A 13584-nucleotide genomic window follows, 5' to 3' on the forward strand; every position below is an offset into this window, starting at 1 on the left:
GAAAATATATAATTTTAAATTTTAATTATGAAAAAAAACATCTTAATTAAATCGCTATTACTATTATTTATAGTTTGCAATTTAAGTTGTACTGAGCCTTATGTATTACAATCTGACGTTTATCAAAACTCATTGGTTGTTGAGGCTACTTTAACTAATGAATTAAAGCATCATGAAGTAAAATTAACAAGAACGTCAAGGTTGAATGAAAGTCAGCCAGAAATTGAGACAGGTGCATTTGTTAGAATAATTGGCGATGATGGTTCCAGTTATAACTTTGAAGAAATTGACAATCTTTATAAATCTGAAAATGAATTTCAGGCACAACCTGGCATTTTATACAAACTTGTAATTGAAACTTCAACTGGTAAAACATATTCCTCTAATCTTGAAAAACTACCTAGCAGTTCAACTTTAGAAAGCGTTGTTCCATTCGTAGAAACCAACAACGATGGAATAAGAGGAGTTGCAATAAAAGTAAACAGTTATGACCCATCAGCTACTTCAAATTTTTATCGTTACACATATGAGGAAACGTTTAAAATCGTTGTACCTAAATGGTCGAATGAAAAACTAACATTTACAAGTAACAATGACATAATTATTTCTTTGAGAGATGACCCCAATACTCAAGTATGCTATAGAACAGAAAAATCAAATGAAATTCTTTTGACTTCAACCAATAATCAAACGGAAGATAGAGTAACTAATTTCCCTATTCTGTTCATCCCACAACAAACAACAAAAATAGCACATCGATATAGTATTAATGTAACTCAATATGTTGAAAATTACAATACTTATGTTTTTTACAACACACTAAAAAATTTCTCAAGCTCAGGAAATGTTCTCTCTCAAATACAGCCTGGTGAAGTCGTTGGAAATATTAAATGTGAAACTAATCCCGGTGAAACCGTAGTTGGTATTTTTAATGTTGCATCGGTATCAACTAAAAGACTCTTTTTTAATTATGTTGATCTTTTTCCAGGAGAACCTCTTCCTGAATATTATGGACGTTGTGAAGTTCAAGTTTATGATAAAAGTTGTCTTTCTCGGATTGATCCATGTGCAGCATTTGGCTATTTTAATTTGAAATATGCCTACGAAGCTGGTCAAATTGTATATTTTAATAGTGAAGGGGATCTTTTTGAAATGGTAGATACTTTTTGTGGTGATTGTAGAGTTTTAGGTTCTAATGTAATACCTCCATTTTGGCAATGAGAAAATATATAATTTTATTAGCTTTTACATTTGGATGGTTATCCAAATGTATCGCTCAGAATAACAATTTTGAAAGCGAAACTATTTTTATACATACAAATGAATCTACATTTGTAACAGGCGAAACCTTATTGTATAAAATATATTGCTTGAATGCTAATTCTAAAGAATTAAGTAACATAAGTAAAATTGCTTATGTAGAAATTATCGACAATAACGGCACTTGTATAAACCGAAATAAAATAACATTAAACAATGGCGTTGGAGCCAATGAAATTTTTATTAATACCACATACAATTCAGGCAACTACAAACTAATTGCTTACACCAATTGGATGCAAAATAACTCAAAATCAAAATATTTTGAAAGGGAAATTTCAATTATAAATCCATTTTTATCCTACAAAAACAAAGAAAAAAGCATAAACGAAACAATTACTGAGACCTCGAAAAAGGATACCCATTTTAAAAATCAAGAGGTACTAATTAAATTTCCAAAGAATACTTATTCAAAAAGAGAGAAAGTTGAATTAGATATTACCTCTTTATCTGAAAAATATAAGGATGGAAATTTTTCAATCTCAGTAAGAAAAACAGACAATTTAGCATTTAATAAAGCAATAAACAGTATAGATTTTATTAAAAATAATTCAGAAAGCTTAATTAATTCGTCAACTATAAAATATTTACCTGAGTTAAGAGGTGAATTGCTATCTGGAAAAATCTCCACTAACGATTCAAATAAAACAACCGATGAAAAACATATTGCTTTATCTATCATTGGAGAACCTTTCGAATTTAAAATTGCTAAAACAAACAGTAAAGGAGAATTTAATTTCATTTTAGATCAAGATTTAAAAAAATCAGATATTATTCTTCAAGTTTTCGAAAATGAAATAAATGATTTTCAGATTACCTTAAATGCTTCGACAAAAACTCAAATAAATAACCCGATTTTTAAAAATAATTTAACAATTACAAAAGACCAAATTAAAGATATAGAAGCTCGATTGGTTGCTTGTCAAATTGTAAATACATATGCTACAAAAACAAATTTAGAGCAAAAAAATCAAAGCTCCAACCCTTTTTACGGCTCAAATGCAGAGGAATTTATATTAGATAATTACAAACGTTTTCCTACATTTAAAGAAATTATAACAGAAATTATCCCATCCGTTTATTTTAAAGAAAACAAAGGCAATTATGAATTATACATTAGTGATTATACCGTTTCTGCTGGTTCTTTTGGAAGTGCATTAGTATTAGTTGACGGACTATTATTACAAGATGTAAATGAACTTTTCACTTACAATACTAATAATATTTATAAAATAGATGTTGTAAAAAAAGCCTATTCTTATGGTTCAAAAATTTTCAGTGGCATAATTTCAATAACAACATTTAATAGAGAGTACAATCCAAAATCAAAAAATATTTTACCGCTACAAATTGAAAGATGTATTGCTGAAAAACCTTATCAAAACATTAACTATGATTTAGAAAAAGATTATTCTCGATTCCCTGATTACAGATATCAATTGGCTTGGGAAACAAATTTTCTACTATCAAAAGAGAAAAATCCATTTCATTTTTTCACATCTGATATTGAAGGAACATTCGAATTAAGTTTAGAGGGATTTTCACCAAATGGCGAGCCTATTTCTATAAAAGAATATTTCGAAGTAAAGTAAAACTCTTGATTTTAAGAAATTAAAAATTATTTATTATTCTTTGTAACTTTTTTGTAACCTGTTACGTATAACTACCAGAACTTTTAAAAAAGTAAGGAGAAATTTAGATGAGACAACTTAAAATTACCAAGCAGGTTACCAATCGTGAAACTGCTTCCTTAGACAAGTACCTACAAGAAATTGGAAAAGTTGACCTTATTACTGCTGACGAAGAAGTAGAATTAGCACAAAGAATTAAAGCCGGAGATCAACGCGCTTTAGAGAAATTAACAAAAGCTAATTTACGTTTCGTAGTTTCAGTAGCAAAACAATATCAAAATCAAGGACTTACACTTCCTGATTTAATTAACGAAGGAAATTTAGGATTAATTAAAGCCGCACAGCGTTTCGACGAAACACGTGGTTTCAAATTCATTTCATATGCCGTTTGGTGGATACGTCAATCGATTTTACAAGCTTTGGCAGAACAATCTCGTATTGTACGTTTACCGTTGAATAAAATTGGTTCTATCAATAAAATCAACAAAATGTATGCCTTGTTAGAGCAATCTAATGAGCGTGCTCCTTCGGCAGAAGAAATTGCAAAAGAATTAGACATGACGGTAAATGACGTAAAAGAGTCAATGAAAAACTCGGGTCGTCACTTATCAATGGATGCTCCTTTAGTAGAAGGAGAAGATTCTAACTTATACGACGTTTTACGTTCAGGTGAATCTCCAAATCCAGATAGAGAATTAATTCACGAATCGTTACAAACTGAAATCGAAAGAGCATTAGAAACCTTAACTCCTAGAGAAGCTGATGTGGTTCGTTTATACTTCGGTTTAGGTGACCAACACCCGATGACATTAGAAGAAATTGGAGAAACTTTCGATTTAACTCGTGAGCGCGTTCGTCAAATTAAAGAAAAAGCGATTAGAAGATTAAAACACACTTCTAGAAGTAAAATATTAAAAACCTATTTAGGTTAATTCCTAAATCACAGTAACAACAGTCTAAGACTGTTCGTTTTTTGATTGATGATTGAAACTCCGGCTGATTACCGGAGTTTTATTTTTAAAAGCAACTTCAAAATTCAACATTCGTTATTCGTTGTTCATTGTTCATTGTTGAAAACTAAAAATTTTGAATATTCAACTTGGAATTTTGAATGTTGAAATATTTTAAATATTGTACATTTGCACTTAACAACACACACTTTATAAGTTTATGAAAAACACACTTATTGCTCCATCAGTTTTGGCAGCTGATTTTGCTAATTTACAACGCGACATCGAAATGATTAATGCAAGTGAGGCCGATTGGTTTCACATTGATATTATGGATGGCGTTTTTGTTCCTAATATTTCTTTTGGAATGCCTGTTTTAGATGCCATCAACAAACATGCTAAAAAAACAATTGATGTTCATTTGATGATTGTTGATCCTGACCGATACATTTCAACTTTTAAAAAATTAGGTACTGACGTTTTAACGGTTCATTACGAAGCTTGCACTCATTTACACCGAACGCTTCAAGCTATTAAAGCCGAAGAAATGAAAGCAGGAGTTGCATTAAATCCACACACAAATGTAGATTTATTAGAAGATGTGATTCAAGATATTGATTTGGTTTGTATCATGAGTGTAAATCCCGGTTTTGGAGGACAATCTTTTATTGAAAATACTTATGCTAAAGTTGAAAAACTAAAAGCATTAATTAATAAAAAAAACGCATCTACCCTAATTGAAATAGATGGTGGTGTAACTAATAAAAATGCTAAACAATTAGCTGACGCTGGTGCCGATGTGCTAGTTGCAGGTAGCTACGTTTTTGGAGCGCAGGATCCAATTGCAACTATAGCAGATTTAAAAAAGATTACGAAGTAATTCAAAAAAGCCTAACACTTTAAAATGTTAGGCTTTTTCATTTAATATTGATCGATTAAGTATTTTATTAAATCGGTTGTAGTTACAATTCCTACTAATAATTCTCCTTCACAAACGGGTAATGCATGGAACTCTTTTGTAGCTAAAATTTCAGCTGCTTCTTTAATTGTTGTTTCAGGAGAGATAGAAACTATTTTTTTAGCCATTACTTGCTCCACAGTAAACATATTATAAACCGTTGTATCCACAACATCTTCGTCGTCATAAACAGCATCTGCAAAAGAAATACGCAACAAATCGGTATAACTTAACATTCCTACAATTTTATTACTATAAACTACTGGAATGTGCCTTATGTGGTACTTTTTAAACAAGCTTTCCGCTTTTGTTAAATCATCTGATAAGTTCAACTTCACTACATTTTTCGTCATGATAGTTGACACGGGCACTTTTTGTTTCATAATACCGAAATTTTAATGACATAAAGTTACTCAATATCCCAGTATAAAAACATGATAGATATCAGTATTTTAAGCTACAGAAGAAATAAAATAACTTTCATTAAAGTTAATCATATGCTTAACTTTCAAGAATATAGACGGAAATCTTGACTTAAATTCATCTGGTGACTCAAAAAAGTACTCCAACAAAACCGCCACAAATTCAAATTGATTTTCATAAGCATAATCTCTTAAAAATCCAGATTCAACTAAGCGTTGTTTGACTTCCGGTTTTGAAACTACTCGGAATAAATTTTGAAGTGATTCATTAAATAACACAAAAGTTGCTTTATCACTTTTTAACGCATAAATATGAAAAGCGTGTGTAAACTCATGCAATCCTAAATTCAGATTATCATTTGTTATATCGATACCTTCTTTGAAATGTTTCCATGAAAAAACAATAGATTCCATTCTCGGATTGAATTCGCCTTTGTGGTAATTATCATTTTGGGAAGAATAGTAAATATCTGGATAAATAACTATTCTCTTGAAAAGAGGATTCAAATACTCGCGCATCCCAAAGGTTAACATCACATAAGTAGCTGAAATGGTTACTTTCATTTCTTCTGTAATTTCAATATCTCTTCCGTCAAAATCGTAATGAAGAATTAGTTTTGAAACACGATGTTCAAAATAGCGCTTATATTTAGGCTTTAATCGATTATAGAATTGAAAATTAGAAACTAAAATATGCTTTCTAGTATCACTTAACTTTAAAAAATTAATATTAGCAAATACTATTAGAGGTTTTTTATAATTTCGGAGATAAACGATTTCGGCTACATAAAATGCAAAGGAGAAAAATATTACAGCAAAGGGCGCTACCACTATAAACATACCGATATAATCGGCTAAAAATAATTCGTGTTCTACAGGTGGTGGATTCATTTATTTGAGACTATCTTACAAATAACGTAAAAATAATGTGTTTAAAAAAAATAAACGTCAAGAAATCTTGACGTTTATTTGTGACCTCGGCAGGGTTCGAACCTGCAACCCTCAGAGCCGAAATCTGATATTCTATCCAGTTGAACTACGAAGCCTTTTTTGAGTGATAAGTGATGAGTAAAAAGTGACAAGCAAAATTTAGACTTTTTACTTATCATTATTTACTTTTCACTATTCTATTAAACCAATAATTTCTTTACAATTCCAGAAATTACTTTTCCTTCCGCTTGTCCTCCAATTTGTGCAGTTGCTAAGCCCATTACTTTACCCATTGAAGCAATCCCTGAAGCACCAGTTTCAGCAATGATTTTAGCAATGATTGCTTCTACTTCTGCTTCTGATAACTGAGCTGGTAAAAACTTCTCAATTACTGCAATTTGTGCTAATTCTGGTTCTGCTAAATCAGGACGGTTTTGTTTTGTGAAGATTTCAGCACTATCCTTACGCATTTTTACCAAACGCTGTAACATTTTAATTTCTTGATCTTCTGTTAATGTATCTGTAGCTCCAGCTTCTGTTTTTGCTAAAATAATTGCCGATTTAATTGCTCTTAACGCTTCTAAAGCTACGCTATCTTTTGCTTTCATGGCTTCTTTCATTTGATCCATGATTTTTACTTCTAAACTCATATTGTATTTTTTTATTTATTGTAGTTGATTTATGTCCAAACCCTAAAACAGGTTTTGCAAACATAGTGCAAAAGTAATAAAAAAACCCGAAAATTGCTCTTCGGGTTTTAAGGGTAGGTTAGTTTGTAATAGATTAATCTACATTATCGTGAAGGAACGAATTGTTAGAACGAAGTTGGATATCATCGTTACTATCGATTCCTAATGACATTCGAGACTGATTGTTGGCGGTGTTAGGTTGTGATGCAACGTCTAACCCCATTCTTTTATATGCTGGAACTCTTTCAAATTCATCAATTTGTGCATTGTTGTTGAATTTATGATTGAATTCTTTCATTTTTCTTTTACGTTCTTCTGCTCTGAATTTCAATGTTTCTTCGATTGACATTTCTAATGGAGAAACGTTGTCTAATTTAATTTCGTCTTCCAACTTTTGAACATTGGTTTTCATAGTAAAGTTTAACTCCTCATCCACTGGCTCGTTAACTACTGCAACTGGTTTTGAAGCTACTAATTCTTCTTCTTTTTCCAAGTAATCTTCTAACGAATATTTGATAATTCCGTTCTGATTTACTTCAGTAACTGGAACCACGTTAATAGGATCTTTCACTTCCATTTGACGTGTTTCCGGAGTTAATTCGAAAACGATAGTACTCTCTTGTATTACTTCTTTTACTTCTTCTTTTGTAGCAAATAAATCGAATGAAAAACTAATTTCTTCTTCTTTTGCTACTACAAATTCAGGATCTTTTACTTCGATTTCTCTGATTTGCGGTGTGATGATTTCGAATGTTGGTGCTACATTTGGAGTAATTACCTCAAATGTCACATCGATATTTTTGATCAATTCAGAAGTTGGAACTAAATCCATTGCTGGAGCAACTGGTGTATGAATTTCAAACTTTGGCTCTTCAACTTCTTCCTCTAAAGTGAAAACAATTTTTTGCTCTACCACTTCGTCACAAATAGGATTGATGATATCCGCTTTAACTTCTTCTACTTTTGGAGTTTCGAAAATTGGATTATTTACTGTAATGTTTGAAGCCGCTTTATTCATTAATTCGTGAACAATTTTTTGCTCATCTTCTAACGAATGAATAATTTTCTTAGGCTCTGTATTTACGATTTCAGCTTGTTGCTCAATGTTAAAACCTGTAGCAATTACCGTAACAGAAATAGCTTCACCTAAAGCCTCTTCTTCACCAACTCCCATGATGATATTCGCATTGTAACCAGCTTCTGACTGAATAAAGTCGTTTATTTCACCAATTTCATCAATTGTGATTTCGTTAGCTTCGTCAGTTCCTGAAACGATTAATAACAATACGTTTTTAGCACCTGTGATTTTATTATCATTTAATAAAGGAGAATCTAAAGCACTCATAATCGCCTGCTTTGCTCTTTCAGGTCCAGACGCAGTTGCAGAACCCATAATAGCAGTACCACTGTTTGATAATACTGTTTTAGCATCTTTAAGGTCGATATTTTGAGTATAGTGATGTGTAATAACTTCAGCAATTCCTCTTGAAGCCGTAGATAACACTTCGTCTGCTTTAGAGAAACCTGCTTTGAAACCTAAGTTTCCGTACACTTCACGTAATTTATTATTATTGATAACAACTAAAGAATCTACTTGTTTACGTAAACGTTCTACTCCGGCTAACGCTTGCTCAGAGCGAACTTTCCCTTCAAATTGAAAAGGAATCGTAACAATACCTACTGTTAAAATGTCGCGCTCTTTTGCCAATTGCGCAATTACAGGAGCCGCACCAGTACCAGTTCCACCACCCATTCCTGCGGTAATGAAAACCATTTTGGTATTGCTGTCCAACATTTTTTCAATTTCGGCAATACTTTCAATAGCAGATTGTTGACCTACTTCAGGATTAGCACCAGCTCCTAAACCTTCGGTTAAGCTTACTCCTAACTGAATTTTATTTGGTACAGGACTGTTTTGTAATGCCTGAGAATCAGTATTACAAACTACAAAATCAACACCTTTAATACCTTGTTTAAACATGTGGTTAATGGCATTGCTACCTCCACCACCAACGCCAATCACTTTGATTACGTTAGATTGGTTTTTTGGTAAATCGAATGAAATGTTTCCAAATTCTGACATAGTATCTCCTTTTATTCTGCGTTATCTAAAAATTCTTTAATCTTATCAATGTATTTATCAAAAAACGAACGTTTGATTTTGTCATCAGTTGTTTCGTGCTTGATAGGCTGAGTTGCTTTTGGCTCCTCTTTTTCTTCCTCAACAACTGGCTCTTCCACCACTACTTGAGGGCGAACCACCACAGGTTCTTCTTTTTTCATTTCTACAAATGGAGTAGCACTTTTCGTATTATTTCTAATACTGTTCATTACTAATCCAACCGCTGTAGCATATAATGGACTTGACAATTCTTCGTCTGAATCTCCTGCTAAATGCTCGTTTGGATAACCAATTCTGGTATCCATTCCTGTAATGTATTCTACCAATTGTTTGATGTGTTGCAATTGTGCTCCACCACCTGTTAATACAATTCCAGCAATTAATTTTTTCTTAGGATCTTCGTGTCCGTATAATTTAATTTCGGCATATACTTGTTCAATAATTTCTACCACTCTAGCGTGAATAATTTTTGACAAGTTTTTCAACGAAATTTCTTTTGGCTCTCTACCTCTTAAACCTGGAATAGAAACAATTTCGTTGTCTTTATTTTCTCCTGGCCAAGCAGAACCAAAACGCGTTTTTAATAACTCCGCTTGTTTTTCGATAATTGAACATCCTTCTTTTATATCTTCCGTAATTACGTTTCCTCCGAAAGGAATAACTGCTGTGTGACGAATGATTCCATCTTTAAAAATGGCTAAATCGGTTGTTCCGCCACCTATATCAATTAAAGCAACTCCTGCTTCTTTTTCTTCCTGACTCAATACTGCATCAGCCGAAGCTAATGGCTCTAATGTTAATCCAGATAATTCTAATCCGGCACTTTTGATGCATCTTCCTAAATTACGAATAGAAGCCGCTTGCCCTACTACTACGTGAAAACTAGATTCTAATCTTCCTCCGTACATTCCGATAGGTTCTTTAATTTCAGCTTGACCGTCGATTTTAAACTCTTGTGGCAACACGTGAATAATTTCTTCACCTGGCAACATCGCTAATTTATGAACTTGTCCAATTAACGTATCAATATCAGCATCACCTATTACTTCTTCTGCATTTGGGCGACTGATATAATCGCTATGTTGAATACTGCGAATGTGTTGTCCAGCAATACCAACCACTACATCATTAATTTTGTAACCTGAATCGTTTTCAGCATCGGTAACCGCTTGTTGAATCGATTGAATGGTTTGTGTAATATTATTTACAACACCTCTGTGAACACCTAAACTTTTTGATTTTCCTATTCCTAGAATTTCAAGCTTTCCGTATTCATTCTTCTTCCCTATCATCGCTACAATCTTAGTTGTACCAATGTCTAATCCTACTGCAATGTTGTCTTTGTTCATAACTTCTCCTATTTCTTACAAACCACTTGTTGTGTAAACATCAAGTTTACTTCTTTATAATTTTTAATCAATGTATCTCTAATAGCATGATGGTAAAAAGCTTTATAATTCTTAAACTTTCTTTCCACGTTCTTTGGTTGCCCAAATACTATTTTATAATCATAACTTCTGTTGGTTAACACCACATTTCCAGAAGGCATAATTTCAGCAGCCGTAATGTTTTTGCTTAAGAAATCATCTTTTTTGATTTCGTTAAACAACTTCAAATATGGCTTACAATTTTCTTCACTTATTGCGCCGACAACCAGCGGAACACGTGCCGAAAAATTTTCCGACAATGACATCCTATCTCCTTTTGAATCAAGATAGTAACTATCAACATCAGTAATAACTCTTACGATTGGGGTCTTTTGAGTAATACGCGTATTTAGAAATCCGTCTACTGTTGAAAAAACTTGTGCTTTTTCAATCATCTCGTGATCATCGAGAACAGTTTCTAAAGTATTCAAATCTAATTTATCTTTTTGAATTGTTGAAGCACCTCCAAAATTTTGTATTAACAAGTTATTAACCATTTCATGTGTTAAAAACATATTCTCATTCGACTCAAATTTGATATCTATCTTACTGATTTTACGCTGACTATTTCTCTTTGACGAAAAAGAGTACAAGAAAATCATAACAAAAATGATTAACACCAAACGAATAGTATGCCAATTAATTCTTCTCATGAAGCGCTTTTTTTAGATCTTTTACTAACTCACCAATGTCGCCCGCACCAATAGTTACAAACACATCGGCATCTGAATTTTCAAAAGCTGTGAACAACTCGTCTTTGCTGACTAATCTCTTATTTGGATTATTAATTTTATTCAACAACCAAGTCGAATTTACTCCTTCCATTGGCAACTCGCGAGCGGGATAAATTTCCAGCAATAAAATCTCGTCGAATTGACTTAAACTTTCTGCAAAACCATCCACAAAATCTTTGGTTCTGCTGAACAAATGCGGTTGAAAAGCAGCAATGATTTTTTTACCTGGATACAATTCACGAACCGCTTGATGCACCGCGTTAATTTCGGTTGGATGATGTGCATAATCATCAATATAAACCAATTTTTCTTCTCTAATTTGGAATGAAAAACGTCTTCTTACTCCTTTAAAACTTGCTAATGCTGAGATGATTTTTTCGTTGGAAACGCCATACGATTTCGCCATAGCAAAAGCTAATAATGCGTTAGTCAAATTATGATGACCTGGCAAACCAAATTTTACATTTTGAACCACTTCAGTTGGTGTTTTTACATCGAATACATAAAACCCGTTTTTAATTCGGATATTTTGAGCAGAAAAATCTGCATCGTTATTAACTCCGATAGTATTTCCTTCTAGTGGCAATCCTTTGATTACATATAAATTTTCGCTTAGCGTTTTAGCTGCAAATTCTCTGAATGATTCCTCAATACTTGCTGCATCTCCATAAATATCTAAATGATCAGCATCCATTGAAGTTACACAAGAAACGTTTGGATGCAAATGCAAGAACGAACGATCAAATTCATCTGCTTCTACAACGGTAACCGTTTTTCCTGAACCGATTAAATTGGAATTATAATTCTCCACAATTCCACCTAAAAAAGCCGTTACATCTACACCACTTTCATATAAAACGTGACCTAAAATACTTGAAGTTGTAGTTTTTCCGTGCGTTCCAGCAACAGCGAAACAGTAGGTGTCTTTTGTAATAATTCCTAAAACTTCAGCACGTTTTTTAATGGTATATCCTCTTTCTATGAAATAATTCCACTCAGAATGTGAAACTGGAACGGCTGGTGTTACGATTACTAATGTATTTTCAACATAGAAATCGGTTGGAATTAAGCTGATATTATCTTCAAAATGAATTTCTAAACCAATTTCTTGCAATTCATCTGTTAACTGCGTTGGTGTTTTGTCATAACCCACTACTTTTTTTCCAATGTATTGAAAATAGCGAGCAAGAGCACTCATTCCGATGCCTCCGATACCGATGAAATAAACGTTATGTATTTGATTTAGATTCATATTTTTTTGTTTCAGGTTTCAAGTTCCAAGTTTTAGAAATTGAAAACATTTAAACTAATTTCATTATTTCGTCTGCGATTTGCTTTGTTGCATTTGGCAGTGCTAATTTTTTTATGTTTTGACTTAATTCAGCTTGTTTACTTTCGTTTGAAATTAAATCGGAAAAAACCGTTTCAAATTGCGTTTCTAATTCTGACTCTCTGATTAAGATAGCTCCTTTTTTATCCGAAATGGCTTTTGCGTTTTTGGTTTGATGATCTTCGGCAACGTTTGGTGATGGGATGAAAATCGTTGGTTTACCCACAATGCATAATTCCGAAACCGATGATGCTCCTGAACGAGAAATTACAACATCCGCAGCAGCGTAAACCAAATCCATTCTGTCAATAAAAGCTACTACTTGAACGTTATCTTTTTCATTATATTTTGAGTAATCGTTCAAATATAATTTTCCGCATTGCCAGATGATTTGAATGTTTTGACTCAATAGAAAATCCAATTCTTTTTCAATCAATTGATTGATTCTTCTAGCACCTAAACTTCCGCCTAAAACTAAAAGTGTTTTTTTATTAGCATCTAATTTAAAATAAGCGATAGCTTCACTTTTGCTTGCTTCGTTTATCAAATCTTGACGCACTGGATTTCCAGTTAAAATCATTTTATCTTTTGGGAAAAATCGTTCCAAATTTTCGTAAGCCACACAAATTTTATTCGCTTTTTTAGCTAATAATTTATTGGTGATTCCAGGATATGAATTTTGCTCTTGAATTACCGTTGGAATATTTAACATAGATGCCACTTTCAAAACAGCTCCGCTTGCAAAACCTCCAGTTCCAATAACCACATCTGGTTTAAAACTTTTGATAATCCGGAATGAATTCCACATACTTGAAAGTAGTTTGAATGGAAACATTGCATTATCTAAAGTTAATTTTCGTTGAATTCCTGAAATCCATAATCCTTTGATGGCGTAACCTGCTTGAGGTACTTTTTGCATTTCCATTTTATCTTTGGCACCTACAAAAAGAAACTCAGCCTCTGGGAAACGAGATTTTAATTCGTTTGCAATCGCAACAGCTGGATAAATATGTCCGCCTGTTCCGCCTCCGCTTATTATGAATCTTGGTTTTTTCATCTTACACCCCTAAA

12 protein-coding genes and 1 tRNA gene are annotated in these 13584 nt (G+C 32.7%); 4 read left to right on the top strand and 9 right to left on the bottom strand.

From position 1 onward, the window contains the following. Nucleotides 1-27 precede the first annotated feature (27 nt). The 4 genes from IM755_RS00985 (at nucleotide 28) to rpe (ending at nucleotide 4781) form a co-directional block, all read left to right on the top strand. On the top strand, nucleotides 28-1221 hold the full coding sequence (locus tag IM755_RS00985) for a DUF4249 domain-containing protein (RefSeq protein WP_194093210.1): 1194 nt from the start codon (nucleotides 28-30) through the stop codon (nucleotides 1219-1221). Continuing rightward, on the top strand, nucleotides 1218-2912 hold the full coding sequence (locus tag IM755_RS00990) for a hypothetical protein (protein ID WP_194093211.1): 1695 nt from the start codon (nucleotides 1218-1220) through the stop codon (nucleotides 2910-2912). The genes IM755_RS00985 and IM755_RS00990 overlap by 4 nt, the downstream gene beginning before the upstream one ends. 107 nt (nucleotides 2913-3019) lie before the next feature. Beyond that, a complete protein-coding gene (locus IM755_RS00995; protein WP_014389330.1) occupies nucleotides 3020-3883 on the top strand; it encodes a sigma-70 family RNA polymerase sigma factor in 864 nt (287 codons plus the stop codon). Between the two features lie 238 nt (nucleotides 3884-4121). Then, entirely contained in the window at nucleotides 4122-4781 is a 660-nt protein-coding gene (gene rpe, locus IM755_RS01000) for a ribulose-phosphate 3-epimerase (protein WP_194093212.1), read from the top strand. 41 nt (nucleotides 4782-4822) lie between these two features. Here the strand turns inward: rpe and IM755_RS01005 are convergent, their stop codons facing one another. The 9 genes from IM755_RS01005 to murG all read right to left on the bottom strand — a co-directional run bounded on the left by IM755_RS01005 (nucleotide 4823) and on the right by murG (nucleotide 13570). Further along, the gene (locus tag IM755_RS01005; protein ID WP_194093213.1) at nucleotides 4823-5242 is read right to left on the bottom strand and encodes a CBS domain-containing protein; all 420 of its coding nucleotides are present in this window, start codon (nucleotides 5240-5242) and stop codon (nucleotides 4823-4825) included. Nucleotides 5243-5311: 69 nt separating this feature from the next. Then, the gene (locus tag IM755_RS01010; RefSeq protein WP_194093214.1) at nucleotides 5312-6172 is read right to left on the bottom strand and encodes a zinc-dependent peptidase; all 861 of its coding nucleotides are present in this window, start codon (nucleotides 6170-6172) and stop codon (nucleotides 5312-5314) included. 81 nt (nucleotides 6173-6253) lie between these two features. Next, nucleotides 6254-6327 (bottom strand) — tRNA-Arg (locus IM755_RS01015). Between the two features lie 84 nt (nucleotides 6328-6411). Further along, on the bottom strand, nucleotides 6412-6861 hold the full coding sequence (locus IM755_RS01020; RefSeq protein WP_194093215.1) for a GatB/YqeY domain-containing protein: 450 nt from the start codon (nucleotides 6859-6861) through the stop codon (nucleotides 6412-6414). 133 nt (nucleotides 6862-6994) lie between these two features. After that, complete coding sequence (gene ftsZ, locus IM755_RS01025; protein ID WP_194093216.1) at nucleotides 6995-8983, bottom strand: cell division protein FtsZ; 1989 nt, start codon at nucleotides 8981-8983, stop codon at nucleotides 6995-6997. An 11-nt stretch (nucleotides 8984-8994) separates the two neighbouring features. Then, the gene (ftsA, locus tag IM755_RS01030; RefSeq protein WP_194093217.1) at nucleotides 8995-10371 is read right to left on the bottom strand and encodes a cell division protein FtsA; all 1377 of its coding nucleotides are present in this window, start codon (nucleotides 10369-10371) and stop codon (nucleotides 8995-8997) included. Between the two features lie 8 nt (nucleotides 10372-10379). Continuing rightward, nucleotides 10380-11102, bottom strand: coding sequence for a cell division protein FtsQ/DivIB (locus IM755_RS01035; protein WP_194093218.1), 723 nt, complete (start codon nucleotides 11100-11102; stop codon nucleotides 10380-10382). Then, nucleotides 11089-12435 (bottom strand): UDP-N-acetylmuramate--L-alanine ligase, encoded by a 1347-nt coding sequence (gene murC, locus IM755_RS01040; RefSeq protein WP_194093219.1) that lies wholly within the window; start codon nucleotides 12433-12435, stop codon nucleotides 11089-11091. Before murC ends, IM755_RS01035 begins: the two co-directional genes overlap by 14 nt. A gap of 49 nt (nucleotides 12436-12484) precedes the next feature. Next, complete coding sequence (gene murG, locus IM755_RS01045; protein WP_194093220.1) at nucleotides 12485-13570, bottom strand: undecaprenyldiphospho-muramoylpentapeptide beta-N-acetylglucosaminyltransferase; 1086 nt, start codon at nucleotides 13568-13570, stop codon at nucleotides 12485-12487. Nucleotides 13571-13584: the final 14 nt, after the last annotated feature.

The organism is Flavobacterium proteolyticum, assembly GCF_015223105.1.
Taxonomy (GTDB): domain Bacteria; phylum Bacteroidota; class Bacteroidia; order Flavobacteriales; family Flavobacteriaceae; genus Flavobacterium; species Flavobacterium proteolyticum.